The 16,077-nt window shown below is 69.4% G+C and carries 18 protein-coding genes and 1 pseudogene; 10 read left to right on the plus strand and 9 right to left on the minus strand.

Going from position 1 to position 16,077, the window contains the following annotated elements:
- The 3 genes from AC1DO7_RS33040 to AC1DO7_RS33050 all read left to right on the plus strand — a co-directional run.
- Positions 1–660, plus strand: a 660-nt coding sequence (locus AC1DO7_RS33040) for a paraquat-inducible protein A (RefSeq protein ID WP_477117057.1), incomplete at its 5' end; no start/stop codon positions are given.
- Positions 647–2,287 carry a PqiB family protein gene (locus tag AC1DO7_RS33045; protein ID WP_441612632.1) on the plus strand — a complete coding sequence of 547 codons (1,641 nt, stop codon included), beginning with the start codon at positions 647–649 and terminating at the stop codon, positions 2,285–2,287. The genes AC1DO7_RS33040 and AC1DO7_RS33045, both read left to right, overlap by 14 nt.
- Positions 2,284–2,889 (plus strand): PqiC family protein, encoded by a 606-nt coding sequence (locus tag AC1DO7_RS33050; protein ID WP_441612633.1) that lies wholly within the window; start codon positions 2,284–2,286, stop codon positions 2,887–2,889. The genes AC1DO7_RS33045 and AC1DO7_RS33050 overlap by 4 nt, the downstream gene beginning before the upstream one ends.
- A gap of 25 nt (positions 2,890–2,914) precedes the next feature.
- Here the strand turns inward: AC1DO7_RS33050 and AC1DO7_RS33055 are convergent, their stop codons facing one another.
- The gene (locus AC1DO7_RS33055; protein ID WP_441612634.1) at positions 2,915–3,454 is read right to left on the minus strand and encodes a nucleoside 2-deoxyribosyltransferase; all 540 of its coding nucleotides are present in this window, start codon (positions 3,452–3,454) and stop codon (positions 2,915–2,917) included.
- A gap of 208 nt (positions 3,455–3,662) precedes the next feature.
- On the opposite strand from AC1DO7_RS33055, the gene AC1DO7_RS33060 reads away from it, so the two are divergent.
- From AC1DO7_RS33060 to AC1DO7_RS33075, 4 genes are all read left to right on the plus strand, one after another.
- Positions 3,663–3,857 (plus strand): DUF1059 domain-containing protein, encoded by a 195-nt coding sequence (locus AC1DO7_RS33060; protein ID WP_441612635.1) that lies wholly within the window; start codon positions 3,663–3,665, stop codon positions 3,855–3,857.
- Between the two features lie 319 nt (positions 3,858–4,176).
- Positions 4,177–4,989 carry a molybdate ABC transporter substrate-binding protein gene (gene modA / locus AC1DO7_RS33065; RefSeq protein WP_441612636.1) on the plus strand — a complete coding sequence of 271 codons (813 nt, stop codon included), beginning with the start codon at positions 4,177–4,179 and terminating at the stop codon, positions 4,987–4,989.
- An 88-nt stretch (positions 4,990–5,077) separates the two neighbouring features.
- On the plus strand, positions 5,078–5,749 hold the full coding sequence (gene modB, locus AC1DO7_RS33070; protein WP_441612731.1) for a molybdate ABC transporter permease subunit: 672 nt from the start codon (positions 5,078–5,080) through the stop codon (positions 5,747–5,749).
- Positions 5,750–5,756: 7 nt separating this feature from the next.
- A complete protein-coding gene (locus tag AC1DO7_RS33075) occupies positions 5,757–6,476 on the plus strand; it encodes an ATP-binding cassette domain-containing protein (RefSeq protein WP_441612637.1) in 720 nt (239 codons plus the stop codon).
- Between the two features lie 22 nt (positions 6,477–6,498).
- On the opposite strand, the gene AC1DO7_RS33080 is transcribed toward AC1DO7_RS33075, so the two are convergent.
- The 6 genes from AC1DO7_RS33080 to AC1DO7_RS33105 form a co-directional block, all read right to left on the minus strand.
- Entirely contained in the window at positions 6,499–7,011 is a 513-nt protein-coding gene (locus tag AC1DO7_RS33080) for a class IV adenylate cyclase (RefSeq protein WP_441612638.1), read from the minus strand.
- Between the two features lie 62 nt (positions 7,012–7,073).
- Positions 7,074–7,673 carry a LysE/ArgO family amino acid transporter gene (locus tag AC1DO7_RS33085; protein WP_441612639.1) on the minus strand — a complete coding sequence of 200 codons (600 nt, stop codon included), beginning with the start codon at positions 7,671–7,673 and terminating at the stop codon, positions 7,074–7,076.
- A 205-nt stretch (positions 7,674–7,878) separates the two neighbouring features.
- Positions 7,879–8,679 (minus strand): TOBE domain-containing protein, encoded by an 801-nt coding sequence (locus AC1DO7_RS33090; protein WP_477117058.1) that lies wholly within the window; start codon positions 8,677–8,679, stop codon positions 7,879–7,881.
- An 83-nt stretch (positions 8,680–8,762) separates the two neighbouring features.
- Positions 8,763–9,005 carry an RNA recognition motif domain-containing protein gene (locus AC1DO7_RS33095; RefSeq protein WP_441612642.1) on the minus strand — a complete coding sequence of 81 codons (243 nt, stop codon included), beginning with the start codon at positions 9,003–9,005 and terminating at the stop codon, positions 8,763–8,765.
- 92 nt (positions 9,006–9,097) lie between these two features.
- Positions 9,098–9,877, minus strand: a complete 780-nt coding sequence (fabI, locus tag AC1DO7_RS33100) for an enoyl-ACP reductase FabI (protein WP_441612643.1) — start codon at positions 9,875–9,877, stop codon at positions 9,098–9,100.
- A gap of 16 nt (positions 9,878–9,893) precedes the next feature.
- On the minus strand, positions 9,894–12,155 hold the full coding sequence (locus tag AC1DO7_RS33105; RefSeq protein WP_441612644.1) for a DUF3141 domain-containing protein: 2,262 nt from the start codon (positions 12,153–12,155) through the stop codon (positions 9,894–9,896).
- 303 nt (positions 12,156–12,458) lie between these two features.
- Here AC1DO7_RS33105 and AC1DO7_RS33110 point away from each other — a divergent pair, with 303 nt between their 5' ends.
- Positions 12,459–13,400 carry a phosphate acetyltransferase gene (locus tag AC1DO7_RS33110; protein ID WP_441612645.1) on the plus strand — a complete coding sequence of 314 codons (942 nt, stop codon included), beginning with the start codon at positions 12,459–12,461 and terminating at the stop codon, positions 13,398–13,400.
- 52 nt (positions 13,401–13,452) lie between these two features.
- Positions 13,453–14,365, plus strand: a pseudogene (locus AC1DO7_RS33115) (acetate/propionate family kinase).
- Here the strand turns inward: AC1DO7_RS33115 and AC1DO7_RS33120 are convergent.
- Both AC1DO7_RS33120 and AC1DO7_RS33125 read right to left on the minus strand, forming a co-directional pair.
- Positions 14,362–15,126, minus strand: a complete 765-nt coding sequence (locus AC1DO7_RS33120; RefSeq protein WP_477117059.1) for a tyrosine-protein phosphatase — start codon at positions 15,124–15,126, stop codon at positions 14,362–14,364. The pseudogene AC1DO7_RS33115 and the gene AC1DO7_RS33120 sit on opposite strands and share 4 nt — an antisense overlap.
- A gap of 40 nt (positions 15,127–15,166) precedes the next feature.
- Positions 15,167–15,421: an RNA-binding protein gene (locus AC1DO7_RS33125; RefSeq protein ID WP_441612732.1), complete on the minus strand. Its 255-nt coding sequence runs from the start codon at positions 15,419–15,421 to the stop codon at positions 15,167–15,169.
- 343 nt (positions 15,422–15,764) lie between these two features.
- Between AC1DO7_RS33125 and AC1DO7_RS33130 the strand changes: the two genes are divergently transcribed.
- On the plus strand, positions 15,765–16,077 hold a 313-nt coding region (locus AC1DO7_RS33130), incomplete at its 3' end, for a transglycosylase domain-containing protein (RefSeq protein ID WP_477117060.1).

The raw sequence follows: 16,077 nt of genomic DNA on the forward strand, positions 1-16,077 counted from the left end.
GAACTGACCGACGACGACGAGGCAAAGCCGCTGCCGCAGGTGCCCACCGCCACCTCGATGGGGCTGGTGTCCTGCCACGCCTGCGACGCGCTCAGCCCGCGCGCGCTGGCGGGCGAGCCCTGCCCGCGCTGCGGCGCCACCCTGCACCACCGCAAGCCGCAGAGCCTCACGCGCACCTGGGCCTTCCTGCTGTCGGCCTTCATCCTCTATATCCCCGCCAACCTGCTGCCGGTGATGGTGACCCAGTCCATCCTCGGCACGCAGCGCGACACCATCTTCTCCGGCGTGGTCTACCTGTGGCTGTCGGGATCGAACCTGCTGGCCATCGTGGTGCTGATCGCCAGCATCGTGGTGCCGCTGCTGAAGATGATGATCCTCACGCTGCTGCTGCTGTCCGTGCACTTTCGCTCGCGCTGGCGCATCCGCCAGCAGACCAGGCTGTACGGCCTGGTGGAAGTCATCGGCCGCTGGTCGATGCTCGATATCTTCGTGGTAGCGCTGCTGGCCTCGCTGGTGCGCGCGGGCGCGCTCGCCACCATCATCCCCGGCGCCGGTGCCATGGCCTTCGGCTCCGTGGTGGTGCTGACCATGCTGGCCTCACTCAGTTTCGATCCCCGCCTGCTGTGGGATTCGCTGGATACAAACGATGCCCGACCTTGACAACCCCTCTGCTCCGCCGCCACCTCCGCCGCTGCCGCCCGCGCCCGAGCGCCGCAGGCGCGCACGCTGGCTGCCCTCGCTGGTATGGCTGATTCCGATCGTGGCCGCCGTGGTCGGGCTCTCGCTGCTGATCCACACGCTGGCCGAGCGCGGCCCCGGGATCACGGTCACCTTCCGCACCGCCGAAGGCCTCACGCCTGGCAAGACGCCGGTGCGCTACAAGGACGTGGACATCGGCCTGGTCAAGTCGGTGCGCCTGGCGCCTGACCGCTCGCACGTGATCGCCAAGATCGACCTGACCCAGGACGCGGCCAGCTTTTCCGCCAAGGACACACGCTTCTGGGTGGTGCGCCCGCGCTTCGCCACCAGCGGCATCTCGGGGCTGGAGACGCTGCTGTCGGGTGCCTATATCGGCGTGGACGCCGGCAAGTCCGAGGAGCGCGTGCGCGACTTCACCGGGCTCGAAGTGCCGCCCGCGGTCACCACCGATGCCTCGGGCAAGCAGTTCCTGCTGCGCGCCGCCGATCTCGGCTCGCTCGACATAGGCTCGCCGGTCTACTACCGCCGCGTGCAGGTGGGGCAGGTGGTGGCCTACCAGCTCGAGCCCAACGGGCGCGATCTCTCGCTGCGCGTGTTCATCAACAAGCCCTACGATAACCTGGTCACGGCCGATACCCGCTTCTGGCACGCCAGCGGCGTGGACATCAAGCTCGACGCCGGCGGCTTCAAGCTCAATACGCAGTCGCTGGTGACGGTATTGCTGGGCGGCGTGGCCTTCCAGGCGCCGGACGACAGCAGAGTGACCGCGGCCGCCAACGAGAACACCCAGTTCCTGCTCTCCAGCGACCAGACCGAAGCGATGAAGGAGCCCGAGGAACTGATACCATCGCTCGCCGTGCTGAACTTCGACCAGTCGGTGCGCGGGCTCTCGCCCGGCGCGCCGGTCGACTTCCGCGGCGTGGTGGTGGGCCAGGTGCGCTCGATCGGCATCGAGTACCTGAGCGACAAGAAGGCCTTCCGGCTACCGGTGGTGGTGGAACTCTATCCCTCGCGCATGGGCTTCCGCGCGCGCGACATGGAAGACGTCAATCGTGCCCGCAACATCGTCCAGACCCTGATCAAGCGCGGCATGCGCGCGCAATTGCGCACCGGCAACCTGCTGACCGGGCAGCTCTACGTGGCGCTGGACTTCTTCCCCAAGGCGCCACCGGTCAACGTGGACCTCAACGCCGCGATGCCCGAACTGGCCACCACGCCGGGCACCTTCGACGAACTCCAGGCCAAGCTGGGCGACATCGTCAACAAGATCGACAAGGTGCCGTTCGAGCAGATCGGCCAGGACGTGCGTACCTCCATGGCCTCGCTCAACACCATGCTCGCCGGCGCCGACAAGCTGGTCAGCCAGCTCAACGGCGACGTGGCCCCGCAGGTGGTGGCCGCGCTGCAGGACGCCCGCAAGACGCTCAGCGCCGCCAGCGGCACGCTGGCCTCCGACGCGCCGCTGCAGCAAGACACGCGCCGCATGATGCAGGAGCTCACGCGCACCGCGGCGTCGCTGCGCGCGCTGACCGACTACCTGGAACGCCACCCCGAAGCGCTGGTGCGCGGCAAGCCGGAGAAACAATGATGACCCGCAAGATGATGTCTGCCGTGCTGCTCGCCCTGCCGCTCGCGGCCGCGCTGCTGCCCGGCTGCGCCTCGCCCGATCCGCGCTATTACACGCTGGCGCAGGGCGCCGGCGGCGCCGACGCAGCCGCTCCCGCCGCCGCCGCACAGCCGATGTGGATCGAGGTGGCGCCGGTGCGCGTGCCGGAGCGGTTGAACCGCCCCCAACTGGTGGTACGCGACGGCCAGGACGGCGAGCTCAGGCTGCTCGACCTGTCGCGCTGGTCCGCGCCGCTGCCCGACGAACTTCGCGATGCGCTTTCGCAGCAGCTGCAGGCCCGGCTCGGCGCGGTCGACACCTACCAGCAGGGCCTGTCGGACGTGGCGCCGGTGTACCGCATCACGACCGAAGTGGTGCGCCTGGAGGCCAGCGTCGGCCAGCGCGCCAGCGCCACCATCAACTGGACCGTGCGCCGCCTGCCCGATGGCAAGATCAGCGCCGGCCGCACCCAGGCCGAACTGCCGGCGCCGGGCGCGGTGGACGGCGTGGTGGCCGCCTACCGCCAGATCGTGGCCAACACGGCCGACGACATCGCCGCCGGCATGGACGCATTGCGGCGCTGACCGCAGGGGTAGCCCCCGCCGCTGTTCAGTCTTCGGCCTGCGTACCGTTGCCGCGGCAACTGCGCCGCCGCTCGGCTTCCGCCATCGCCGCCAGGCACTGCGCCGGCCCGCCGTCCACCAGCTTCACGGAGCAGGCCAGCATCAGGTTCTTGCCCAGGCCGAAATCCTCCACCACGAAGCCGCGCGCATCGAGCATCTCGCCCGATGCGGCCTTCGCCACGCCCACCCGCTCGAGCAAGGTGCCGGCGTCGCTGCTGTAGCCCCACACCGGCTTCTGCAATGCCACCGCGAAGCCGACCTCGAACACCGTCCCCGAATCCGGCTCGCCGGGCCCGCGGAAGTCGTCGAGATTGGCCATCACCATATCGGCGCGGCGCAGCAGGTTGATATTGGCCTCGTAGATCCAGCGTGCGGTATCGGGCCCCGGCAGGCCCGCCGGGGCGGCCTTGTCGAGCGGATACAGGCCCGCAAAGCCGTGCTGGGCGCACAGCGCTTTCAGGCGTTCGCCGTAGGCGACGGCGTTGGCACGGAAGACGTCGAAACCGGCTAGGTAGATCGATTTCATCTTGGCTTTGGTGTCGGGGGTTGGGTGTCGGCTGGTGCCATGGACTAAGTGACGCTCGAGGATAGCCGATCTGACGGCGAGGGCGGGTTTTTGCGGCGGCCGCCCTATACTGAACACGCGGCCCGGCGGCACGCAGCGGGACGCTGCCACCGGGACACGGCAGCTGCCCCGGCCGATACACAACCCTCACCCGCGTCAGGAGTCACCCATGGGACGCAAATACATCGATTGCCGCGATTTCCCCAGCGAGTCCAAGTGCACGGTCGCCCTCAGCGCCGACACCGAGGACGAACTGCTCCAGGTCGCCGTGCAGCATGCGGTGCAGGTCCACCAGCACGAGGATGGACCGGAGCTGCGCCAGATGCTCAAGAGCGCCTTCAAGGACATCAACCCGCCGGCATGAGCGCGGGCCCCTCATTCGCAAGGCGTGATGCCGGCCACCCGCCGGCATTTTTTTTGCGTGGCGCCCGGCGCCGGACATTGTCGCGGGCGTCAATGGCAGCAGGGTGACGCACCGGTTACACGGCCGTGACGGCGCAGATGGCATGCATGCGCGCCCCGGTCATCGCGCGCAAGGCATGCCGAAGCTGGCGAATGTGCCATTGACGCCGCGTTATATACCGTCATATATTGCGCATTTGGCAGGCTTGCGGGCCCGTCCTGCCTGCTAAGTCCGCTACTCCAGCTACCCCAGCTACGCCAACCTGCGCACCGCCATGCCCATGCAACCGATCCCCGCTTCGCCCGCCCTGCCCCGTCGATCGCGCGGCACCCGCCGGACCGCTTCGTTCGCGGCCGGCCTGCTGCTGTCCGCCACGCTGGCGCTGTCCGCGCCGGCCGCCTTCGGCGCCGACCTGGTGGTATCGGCCGCAGCCAGCCTGACCAACGCCTTCAAGTCGCTGGCGGAGTCCTATGAGCGCGCGCATCCGCAGACCAAGGTGATCCTGAACTTCGGCGCCTCGGACGTGCTGATGCAGCAGATCGTCAACGGCGCGCCGGCCGACGTGTTCGCCTCCGCCGACCAGGATGCGATGACCAAGGCCGAGGCCGCGCGCGTGGTGAACGCCTCGACGCGCCGCGACTTCGCCGCCAACCAGCTCGCGCTGATCCTGCCGGCCGACAGCAAGCAGGAAGTGGGCAAGCTGCAGGATCTGGCCAAGCCCGAGTTCAAGCGCATTGCCTTCGGCAACCCGGCCTCGGTGCCGGTGGGCCGCTATACCAAGGGCGCGCTGGAAGCCGCGGGCGTGTGGGACGCCGTGTCGGCCAAGGGCGTGATGGCGCAGAACGTGCGCCAGAGCCTGGATTACGTGGCGCGCGGCGAAGTCGAGGCCGGCTTCGTCTTCGCCACCGACGCGGCCATCATGCCGGACAAGGTCAAGGTGGCGCTGCGCGTGCCGACCCGCCAGCCGGTCACCTACCCGATCGCCGTCACCGCCATCGCCAGGCAGCCGGCCGAGGCCTCCGCCTTCGTCAGCTATGTGCTGTCGGCCGAAGGCCAGGCCGTACTGGCCAAGTATGGCTTCCTGAAGCCCTGACCCTCACGCGCGAGCCGGGTGCGGGAACCGGGCCCGGCTCCTCCCGCCGCCGGCCCGCCTGGTCCGGCCGGCCATCCTTATGAATTCCCTGCAATCCGTCTGGGTCCCGCTGGCGCTGTCGCTCAAGGTAGCGGGCTGGGCCACCGTGCTCAACACTGTGCTCGGCGTGGCCGCGGCTTATGCCTTGTCGCGCTGGCGCTCCGGCGCGCGCGACGTGGTCGACGCCATCCTCACGCTGCCGCTGGTGCTGCCGCCCACCGTGATGGGCTATTACCTGCTGGTCATGGTGGGGCGCCGCGGCGTGCTGGGCGAATGGCTGGGCCGCGCCGGCATCGAGCTGGTCTTCACCTGGCAGGGCGCGGTGCTGGCGTCCACCATCGTCGCCTTCCCGCTGGTGCTCAAGTCCGCGCGCGCCGCCTTCGAGGGTGTGAACACCCAGTACGAGGACGCCGCGCGCGTGCTCGGCACGCCGGAGGCCGGCATCTTCTTCCGCGTCACGCTGCCGCTGGCCGCGCGCGGCATCATCGCCGGCGTGCTGCTGGCCTTCGCGCGGGCCCTGGGCGAGTTCGGCGCCACCCTGATGGTGGCCGGCAACCTGCCGGGCCGCACGCAAACCTTGTCGGTCGCCATCTACGAGGCCGTGCAGGCCGGCGACGACAATACCGCCAACCTGCTGGTGCTGGTGACCTCGGTCACCTGCGTGGTGCTGCTGGTGGCGGCAGGCCGGCTGGTGCCATCCAGCCGCAAGGCCTTAGGGTAGATCCGCCATGAGCATGCATGTGACAGTCCGCAAGGATCTCGGCTCCGACGACCGCCGCTTCTCGCTGGACATCGCCTTCGACTCCACGAGCCGCCGCATCGCGCTGTTCGGCCCCTCGGGCGCGGGCAAGAGCCTCACGCTGCGGGCCATCGCCGGCCTGCTGCGGCCCGACAGCGGCCGCATCGTGCTGAACGACCGCACCCTGTTCGACAGCCAGGCCCATGTCAACGTACGCCCGCAGGAGCGCCGCGTGGCCTACCTGTTCCAGGACTACGCGCTGTTTCCCCACCTGACGGTGGCGCAGAACATCGCCTTCGGGCTCGAGCGCGGCTGGCGCAACCCGCGCCGCAAGGCCAGCCACCCCGAAGCACGGCGCTGGATCGATGCCTTTGGCCTGGGCGCGATCACCGGCAACTATCCCGGCGAGATCTCCGGCGGCCAGAAGCAGCGCACGGCGCTGGCGCGCGCGCTGGTTGCACAGCCGGACATCGTGCTGCTCGACGAGCCGTTCTCCGCGCTGGACCCCGCGCTGCGCGTACGCATGCGCACCGAGCTGAAGGCCTTGCAGGCCGATCTCGAGGTGCCGATGCTGGTGATTTCGCATGACCCCGATGATGTGGAAGCGCTCGGGGATCATGTGCTGGAGGTGCGCGACGGGCGCATCCACGGGGGCGGGCCGGTGAAAGGCCATCCGCAGGTCTATGCGCCGGCATCGGCGCGGGTGTAGCCACCCGCGCCCCGCTCCTGCCTTACCCCGCGCGCAGCAGGTCCACGTAGGCGGTTTCCACCAGCTGCTCCTGCGCCACCCCGAGCCTGGCCAGCAAGGCGTGCGCTTCGGCCACGCCCGCCGCGGCCGGCTCGCCTTCGGCCAGCACCACTTCCAGCTCGAGGAAATCTCCCAGCCCTTCCACCCGGTCCAGGTGCACGCGCGTGCGGCCCGCCAGGTAGAGCACGCGCGTCTTGCGCACACGTCCGTCCTCGCCCCAGGCCGCCGCCAGCGCGGCACGCAATGAATCGGGTGCCGCCGTCGGCGAGATGATGTAGTGGCTCTCCCTGGGCCCGGCCTGGTCGGCGCGCGCGTAGAAGATCAGTTGCCCCTCGCCCGAGGCAAACGCGCGCAGCTTCAGCCGGCCGCTGGCGCAGCGGAAGAAGGTATCGTCCTGCTCGATCCGTTCCGGCCCGTGATCGGCCAGCGGGGCCACCAGCGGGACCAGCGCATCGATGCTGGCGATGCGGGCCTTGATTTCCACGTTTCTAGGCATGTCGTGTTTCCGTGTTTCCGTGTTTCCGTGTTTCCGTGCTGGTTGCGCGGTGTCGCGGCATCTCAGTCCAGCAGCAGCCGCGCGGCGATGACCCACATGGTGATGCCGATCACGATCTCCAGCACGCGCCACGCCGTGGGCCTGGCGAACACCGGCCGCAGCAGCGCGGCGCCGTAGCCCAGCGCGAAAAAGAATACGAACGAGGCCACCATCGCCCCGGCCGCGAAAGCGCTCGCGCGTCCGGCGAACTGGGTGGAAACCGAGCCGATCAGCATCACCGTATCGAGGTACACATGCGGGTTGAGCCAGGTCAGCGCCAGGCACACCGCCAGCGTGGCCGCCAGCGGACGCGGCTGCGCATCGCTCGGCGCGAGTACGCCCGAGGTGCGCCACGCGGCCCAGAAACTGCGCGCGCCGTACCACAGCAGGAAGGCCGCGCCGCCGTAGCGCATGGCGTCGCCAAGCCACGGGAGCTTGCGCATCAGCACGGCGAAGCCCGACACGCCCATCAGGATCAGCGCGGCGTCGGACAGCGCGCACACCAGGCAGACCCAGAACACGTGCTCGCGCCGCAGGCCCTGGCGCAGCACGAAGGCATTCTGCGAGCCGATGGCGAGGATCAGCGACAGCCCCAGGCTGAAGCCGGCAATGGCGGCGTCCATGCTCAGCGCCCTCCCGCCGGCAGGCCGGCGCGCGCCGTGCAATGGCCGTGCGGCCAGCAAAAAATGGTCAGGCGGGAGCGATGCCCGGGCGTTTTCTTCATTCGGTTCTTGTTGTTCTGCTCATTGCCGCCGCTGCAGCCGCCACCGCCGCTTCTGCCGCCGCGGCGCGGAGGCCGGATTCTAGCGCGGCCGGGCGCCGCGCCGCTCACAGGGTGCCGAGGATCACGCTCGAAGCCTTGAACACGGCCAGCGCACGGCTGCCTTGCACGAGCCCCAGCGCCGCCRCGCTGTCGCTGGTGACGACGGACACCACGGTGCCGCCGCCATCGAGTTCGAGCGCCACTTCGGTGCTGACCGCGCCGGGCAGCACGCGCGCCACGCTGCCGGGCAACTGGTTGCGTGCCGACAGCCGCAGGCCCGAGTCCGGCAGGCCAAGCAGTACCGAGGACGCCTTGACCAGGGCAAAGGCCTCCACGCCCGGCGCCAGGCCCAGCGTCTGCACGCTTTCATGGGTGATCGTGGCGATGACCTGCTGGCCGCCCGCCAGCGCCAGCGCGACCTCGTCGTTGACGGCGCCGGCGCGGATCGCCGCCACCGTGCCGAACAGCTTGTTGCGCGCGCTGGTCCGGACCATGAAGCGGCGGATCAGGTCGAGGTCATCCTGCGCGGGCTCGGCAAGGTTGCCCAGGCTGGCAAGGTGGGCGATGAAGCGCTGGTGTTCCAGCTCGAGCGCGCGATAGGTACGGATCAGGCTCTGGCCGCGCGCGGTCAGCACCGTGCCGCCGCCGCCCTTGCCGCCGGTGGCGCGCACCACCAGGGGCTCGCCAGCGCTGTTGTTCATCGCGTCGATGGCGTCCCAGGCGGCCTTGTAGCTCAGGCCCACGGCCTTGGCCGCGGCGGTGATCGAGCCGTGCTCGCCGATCGCCGCCAGCAGGGCGATGCGCTCGCGGCCGCCCCAGTCCCGGCTGCCGGAGCGAAACCAGATCGCACCGTCGAGTTCTAGCATGCGTGGAGGGGCGCTGCGCCAGGGCAGCGCCGCAAAGTGGCACAGCCAGCTATGGTAATGCCAATCCGGACATGCCGGCGCGCCTAGCCCTGGTGGGCGGGGATATACCAGCGCATCATGCTGCCGGCGAAATACTGGCGGTCGAACTGGCGCAGCAGGCGCCACGCCGTAAACGGGTCGACGGCCAGGTCGACCCAGGCCCACGGGTGCTCCGGGTCACCCTCGCGCACCATTTCCACCGAGATGACAGGCGCGTAGGGCGCCAGCTTTTCGCGCAGCATCGGTTCGGTCACATCGCGGTGCAGGCCCCGGATGAGTACCTTCATGTCGTGCTCCCGATAGGAGGGGCGCGCGTACGCGTGGACGGCACCGGCCCTTGTTGTTTCAACCATTGTAGGCGGCGCGGGCCGGCAAGGCGCTACCCCATGATGTGCACGCCGCCATCCACGTAGACGGTGTTGCCGGAAATGCGGCGCGCGTACGGCGTGGCCAGGTAGGCGGTGGCGAAGCCCACGTCCATGATGTCCACCAGCTCGCCGAGCGGCGCGCGCCCGGCAGCGTCGGCCAGCAGCCGCTCGAAATCCTTCAGGCCGGAGGCGGCACGGGTCTTGAGCGGGCCGGGCGAGATCGCGTGCACGCGGATGCCGCGCGGGCCCAGCTCGTGCGCCAGGTAGCGGCAGGTGGCCTCGAGCGCAGCCTTGACCGGACCCATCAGGTCATAGTTCGGCACCACCCGGACGGCGCCCTCGTAGCTCATCGCGAACAGGCTGCCGCCGTCGCTCATCAGCGGCACCGCGCGCCGCGCCAGGCGCACGAAGGAATGGCAGGACACATCCATGGCGCGCGCGAAGCCGGACGCCGACGAATTGAGCAGGCCACCGTGCAGGTCCTCCCTCGGCGCGAACGCCACCGAGTGGACCAGCGCGTCGAGCTTGCCCCATTGCTGCGCGATGCGCTCGAACAGCGCCTGCTCCTGCGCGGGATCTTCCACGTCGAGCGGCATCAGGATGGTCGCGCCTACCGCCTCGGCCAGCGGCGCCACATGCGGGTAGGCCTTGTCGTTGAGATAGGTCAGCGCGATCTCGGCGCCAAGCTCGCGGAAGGCGCGCGCGCAGCCCCATGCGATGGATTCCGCATTGGCCACGCCGACCACCAGCACGCGAGCGCCCAGCAAGGGGGGATTCGGAACTTGCGTCATGAGAAGCCTCGTTCGTTCAGGAGTTGGATTCGGCCGCATCGGTGGCGCCGGCTGCCGGCACGGGCGCGCCGACCGGCGCCGGCCGTGCCGTGTGATCGGTACCCAGCACGCGCGCAACCTCGCGGTAGCGCGCCAGCCTCGCGCCTTCGAGCGGCGCGCGCACGGTAAGGATGCGGTGGATCGCCACCATCACGCGGTGGCGCTGCGCGCCGTCCGGCAACAGCTGTGGCAACGCGGCCACCGCGCGCGCGGGATCGAGCCCGACGATAAAACTCTGGCGCTTGACCGTGGCCTTGACGGTCGCAATGTCCGGTTGCTGCGCCAGGTGCTCCTTCGCCATCTTGCGCATCAGGTTGAAGGGACGCTCCTCGATCCCCGCGCTCTCGTCGGCGACATAGGCAAGGATTCGCATGAAGGCATCCAGCGGCGTGCCCTGGTCGATCTGCTGCCGCGCATCGTGGATGCGACGGGCGGTCAGCTCCTCGCGCAGCGCCACGCTTTGCGGCGGCGGCCCGCGCCGCTGCGCGCCGGGCGCGAAGCCCACCAGCGCAGACAGCCAGGGCGACTGGTACAGCGCCTCGAACAGCTGCTCGCAGCCAGCGTCGCGCTGGTCGCGCCAGGCATCCAGCATGCGCACGATGCCGTCCGACGCAGCGCGCTCCAGCGCCAGGAAAGGATTGTCCTGCGCCACGGGCTGGCGCGCCTCGCGCACCGCGGGCGCCAGCGCTGCAATCCACGCCATCCACGGATTCGCGTCGGACGCCAGCGAGCGCTCCAGCCGCGCGGGATGCATCTGCCGCATTGCGTAGGCGCCCGCTTCGGAGGTCACGGCCTGCAGCGCCGGCGAGACAAAGGTGTCATACAGGCGCTGATTGACCTGCGCCACGCGCCGCACCACCTCGAAGGCCTGCTCGTCTTCGCGGCCGTCGTCGAGCGCGAGGATATCGGCGATGGTCCGGCGCTCGAAGCGCACCAGGTAGCGGCCGTCGATCAGCTCCAGGTGCGAAGTATCAGGTGCGATGTCCTCGATGCGCGCCTCGTACAGGCCGGGCGGCAGCACGTCGATCAGGTCCAGCGCGGAGATCAGCTCGGTGTGCTCTCGGTTGGCCACGCTGGCCGAGACAAAGATGCCGAGGTGCCCTACTTTCTCGTGCAGGCAGTAGACGATGACCTGTTCGTTGGCGACGATCTCGTCGACGCTGGCGTAGAGATCGGGGATCCAGTCCAGCGCCTGCTGSGGCGGCGTGATGTTGTCGCCCCAGGAMGCAAAGACCACGATCGGCGAGCGCACGTTGCGCAGGTCCACCGTGACGTTGCCGTCGGCGCTGCGCACCTCGCCGGCCGTGAGATGGTTGCCGACGAACAGGTTCTGCACGATCCAGTCGATCTCGGCGCGGTTGAGCAGGAAGTGGCCGCCCCACCAGCGCTCGAACGCGAGGAAACGCTCGCGCTCGGTGTCGGCGTTCGCGTACACGTCGTAGAGCTTCTTCCACAAGGTGTTGGCGGGATTGAGCTGCTCGAAGTTCTGCACCAGCCAGGCGCCGTCGAAGCGGCCGTTGCCGAGATCGGCCGCGAGCGACGCCAGCCAAGAGCCGCCCAGCAGGCCACCGCTGTAGCGCATCGGATTGCGCCCGCGCACGCCGGCCCAGTACGACAGCGGCGAGCCAGCGAGCAGGAGCGGCCCGGGCAGATCGGGCGCGGCCGCGGCCAGCATCATCAGCGCCCAGCCACCCTGGCAATTGCCGATCACGAAGGGCTTGCCCTGCGCATGCGGGTGCCGCTCGACCACGGCCTGGAGGAACACGGCTTCGGCGCGCGCCACGCTCTCGATGGTCTGCCCCGGGCACGGCACGGGGAAGAAGGTGACGAAGTAGCAGGGATGGCCGCGCCGCAGCGCGATGCCGATCTCGCTGTCGATCTTGAAGCCGCCGATGCCGGGGCCGTGCCCGGCGCGCGGATCGATGACCACGAAGGGCCGACTGGTGTCGTCGCTGTCTTCGCAGCCCGGCGGCGGCAGCACGCGCAGCAGCGCATAGTTGGCGGGCTGCGCGAGCGTGCGGCCGTCGACCACGATCTCGTGGCTGAACGCCAGCACCGGCGGCATGCCTTCGCGCTCGTGCTCCAAGGTCTGGTTGCCGCGCTCGCGCAGGATGTCCAGCAACAGGATGCCGCGCTGCCAGGCATCGATGGCGTAGGACCACGCGGGGGGCATCGGCAGCCCGGATCCCCGGCCCCCGTATTCGCTGCCAGACTGGATGACGGGTACACGTGCGTTCACTCGGCTTCCTCCTGCATGTGGCGTTGGAGGCAGGGGCAGGYACCGGGTCGTTGCCGGATTGTWGCCCTGCAGCACAGCAAATCTACCAGCGGTCCCGACGCTTGACAAGCGCCCTCCGGCGCCGCGCGGGCGCCACTCGGCCACGGACGCGCCAAGCCATGCCGCGCTTGCGCGGTGTCATCTTGGCGCCCGCAACATGACCTATACTTGGCTTTGCTTTTTTTGCGCGACGCAGCACGCCCCCGCGCGCCGACGCTGGATCGACTCACCCGGATCGACTCACCCGGACGCACTGGAAAGCCGATGACCCAGAATCTCGACAAGTATTCCGTCCTGCTCGCGCGCTGCGCCGACCTGCCCGCCATTCCGACCGCCGTGGCGCACCCCTGCGATGCATCCTCGCTCGGCGGCGCGCTGCAGGCGGCCAGCCTCGGCCTGATCGTGCCGCTGCTGATCGGGCCCGCCGCGCGCATCCGCCAGGTCGCCGAGGCCAATGCGCTGGCGCTGGGCGACGCCGTACTGATCGACGTGCCACACAGCCACGCCGCCGCCGCGCGCGCGGTGGCGGCGATACGCGCCGGCGAGGCCGAGTTGCTGATGAAGGGCAGCCTGCACACCGACGAGCTGATGCACGAGGTCACCGCCTCCGCGACCGGCCTGCGCACCGCGCGCCGCCTCTCGCACGTGTTCGCCATGGACGTGCCCAGCTATCACAAGCCGCTGTTCATCACCGATGCCGCGGTCAACATCTTCCCCACCCTCAACGACAAGGCCGATATCTGCCGCAACGCGATCGACCTGCTGCGCGTGCTCGGCATCGCAAGCCCCAAGGTGGCCATCCTCTCGGCGGTGGAGACGGTCACCGACAAGATCCCCTCCACCATCGACGCCGCGGCGCTGTGCATGATGAGCCGGCGCGGGCAGATCGAAGGCGGCATCCTCGACGGCCCGCTGGCATTCGACAACGCCATCAGCCGCGAGGCCGCCGTCACCAAGGGCATCGTCTCCGAGGTGGCGGGCGACCCCGACATCCTGCTGGTGCCGGACCTCGAATCCGGCAATATGCTGGCCAAGCAACTCACCTTCCTGGCCGGCGCCGAAGCCGCCGGCATCGTGCTGGGCGCACGCGTGCCCATCATCCTCACCAGCCGCGCCGACAGCGTGCGCGCGCGCATCGGCAGCTGCGCCATCACCGTGCTGCTGGCGCATGCGCGGCGCACCGCCCAGGCGAGCGCCGCGGTCTGAATCGCCGCATCCGGTCGTTCCCATCGATGTTGTTGCAAGGAGGCATGCCAGCGTGAGCGCCACCCATCCCACCATTCTCGTCGTCAATGCCGGCTCGTCCAGCGTCAAGGTCTCGGTCTACACCGTACCCGAGGCCGCGCACGCCAGCCCCGACATCAACCCGGTGCTCAGCGCGCACGGCCAGATCGAGGGCATCGGCGTGGCGCCGCGCCTGACCGCGAGCATGGCCGACGGCCGCGTGGTCGCCGACGAACGCTTCCCGGTGGCACAGGTGGCCGAACTTCGAGCGCGGCATCCGCCGCTACGGCTTCCACGGCCTGTCCTACGAGTACATCGCGCGCCGGCTGCAGCAGGTGGCGCCCGATCTCTCCGCCGGCCGCGTCATCGTGGCGCACCTCGGCAACGGCGCCAGCCTGTGCGCCATGCGCGAGGGCCGCAGCATCGAATCCACCATGGGCCTCACCGCGCTCGACGGCCTGCCGATGGGCACGCGCTGCGGCGCCATCGACGCCGGCGCCGTCCTGTGGCTGTCGCAGCAAGGCATGAGCACCAAAGACATCGAGACCATGCTGTACCAGGAATCGGGGCTCAAGGGCTTGTCCGGCGTGAGCAGCGACATGCGCGCCCTGYTGGCCAGCGACGCGCCGCGCGCGCGCCTGGCGATCGATTTCTACGCCTACCGCGCCGCGCAGGAAATCGGCAAGCTGGCCACCACGCTGGGCGGGCTCGACGCGCTGGTGTTCACGGCCGGCATCGGCGCCAATTCGCCGCCCGTGCGCGAGCGGATCTGCGCGCGCCTGGCCGACCTGTTCGGCATCAGCCTGGACGCCGCCGCCAACGGCGAGAACCGCCAGCGCATCAGCCGCAACGGCAGCCGCGTGCCAGTGCTGGTGCTGCCCACGGACGAGGAGGGCATGATCGCGCTGAATACCGCGCGCATCATGCTGGCGGAGAAAGCGGCCTAGGACGCCAGATAGGCCTGCCGCAGGCGCCGCACATCCACCGCGAGCACCTCGCCGAGGTAAGCCGCCATGCCGCCGTAGTCCCGCTCGATGGCCTGCATCGACGCCTCCAGGTAGGACGCCCGCACTTCCAGCAGCGGCCGCATCACTTCGGGATCGACGCCGCCCTGCGCGGCCCGCGCGCTCATCTGCGCGTTGAAGCCCTGGTTCCAGTGATTGGACTCCAGGTAGTTGGCCATGATGGCTTCCCGGCCGACACCCAGGCCGGCGAGCAGCAACAACGACGCGAATCCGGTGCGGTCCTTGCCTGCGGTGCAGTGGTACAGCAGGTTGCCGCCCGCTTCCGCGGTCTTGAGGAAGCCGCCGAAGGCAGCCTGGTACTTGCGCGGAAAATCGCCGTAGACCTCCAGCATGAAGGCCTCCATCTGCGCGGGGCTGCCGTCACGCATGCGCGGCATCAGCTCCGCCATCGACATGCTGCCTTCGAGCACCGGCGTGGCGACCCWGCGGAAGGCCTGGCCGAACGCACCCTCTTCGGGCGATTTCTCGCCGGAAGAGCGGAAGTCGATCACCATGTCGAGTTGCAGCGCGCGCAGGCGCGCCATGTCGGCCACGCTGGCGAAGGCCGGATTGCCGCTGCGGAACAGCTTGCCGCTGCGCACGCGGCGACCGTCCTGCGTGCCGAGGCCGCCGAGGTCGCGCAGATTGACCACGTTGTCCAGCATCAGCGCCGTGGCTTGCGCTTCGTTCTCTCCAGCATGCATTGCTTGCCTCGGTCCTTATCCTGAATATGATCCGCGCGCATCAGCGCGCGCGGTGCGCGGGCACATGCCAGCGCGTATGGCAGCCAGCAATATAACGGTGATCGAGCCTTGCCACCAGTTTCCACACACTCATGGGATCGACATCGTCGAGATCCAGGTCGACCCAGGCCCACGGATGGGCGCGATCGCCGTCGCAGATCAGCTCCACATCCCTGACGCGCACATGGGCAGCCAGGGCTTCGCGCAGCCGGCCCGCGTCAACGCCAGCACGCAGGCCCATCACTAAAATCTTCATCATGCGCTCCAATATCTTCAGATCGCCGCGTGCGGTGTGCCGCGGCATGCATTGCGGCGCGCGACGCACTGGCCCGCGGCATGTGACGCCCGCCAGCCCATTGCCGCGCAATGGTCACAAGTTGTGACACCGAAATGCACGCGGGAAATCCACGCGCGAACCGACTCTTTGACCAGCGTCATGGACGCATCGGACCGGCCTCGACAGGCGGCGCCGGGCAGCGGGATAATTCCCAAGGCCATCCTCGCGCTGCCGCTGCCGGACGACCTGGCTCACGCGGCCGACACGGCCGATGGACCGCGCGCACGGCTGCAATGCGCCGCGTGCTGGCACAATACGGCCCATGAATCGTCTCTGGTCAAACTTCATCAAGCTGGTGCTGCTGCTGGTGCTCGGCGCAGCCCTGCTGGGCACGCTGGCGGTACTGGTGGCCCAGCGCCAGCTTCCCACGCTGGATGCGCTTGCCGCGTTCCGGCAGTCGCCCGGCTACGTCCCCATCGGCCAGTTGCCGCCCGCGCTGACGCAGGCGGTGGTCGCCATCGAGGACGAGCGCTTCTACCTGCACGACGGCATCGACTATGTCGGCGTGATCCGCGCCGGCGTGGCTAACCTGTCCGACGAGCTCTCGCAAGGCGCCTCCACCATCACCATGCAGG

The organism is Cupriavidus sp. 05N40, from assembly GCF_056397305.1.

Coding starts and splice junctions, on each gene's coding strand:
- AC1DO7_RS33060 (WP_441612635.1), top strand. CDS start 3,663: ATGGGACGCAAATACATCGATTGCCGCGATTTCCCCAGCGAGTCCAAG.
- fabI (WP_441612643.1), bottom strand. CDS start 9,877: ATGACGCAAGTTCCGAATCCCCCCTTGCTGGGCGCTCGCGTGCTGGTG.
- AC1DO7_RS33125 (WP_441612732.1), bottom strand. CDS start 15,421: ATGAAGATTTTAGTGATGGGCCTGCGTGCTGGCGTTGACGCGGGCCGG.
- AC1DO7_RS33085 (WP_441612639.1), bottom strand. CDS start 7,673: ATGGACGCCGCCATTGCCGGCTTCAGCCTGGGGCTGTCGCTGATCCTC.
- AC1DO7_RS33055 (WP_441612634.1), bottom strand. CDS start 3,454: ATGAAATCGATCTACCTAGCCGGTTTCGACGTCTTCCGTGCCAACGCC.
- AC1DO7_RS33095 (WP_441612642.1), bottom strand. CDS start 9,005: ATGAAGGTACTCATCCGGGGCCTGCACCGCGATGTGACCGAACCGATG.
- AC1DO7_RS33045 (WP_441612632.1), top strand. CDS start 647: ATGCCCGACCTTGACAACCCCTCTGCTCCGCCGCCACCTCCGCCGCTG.
- AC1DO7_RS33075 (WP_441612637.1), top strand. CDS start 5,757: ATGAGCATGCATGTGACAGTCCGCAAGGATCTCGGCTCCGACGACCGC.
- modA (WP_441612636.1), top strand. CDS start 4,177: ATGCAACCGATCCCCGCTTCGCCCGCCCTGCCCCGTCGATCGCGCGGC.
- AC1DO7_RS33110 (WP_441612645.1), top strand. CDS start 12,459: ATGACCCAGAATCTCGACAAGTATTCCGTCCTGCTCGCGCGCTGCGCC.
- AC1DO7_RS33080 (WP_441612638.1), bottom strand. CDS start 7,011: ATGCCTAGAAACGTGGAAATCAAGGCCCGCATCGCCAGCATCGATGCG.
- AC1DO7_RS33050 (WP_441612633.1), top strand. CDS start 2,284: ATGATGACCCGCAAGATGATGTCTGCCGTGCTGCTCGCCCTGCCGCTC.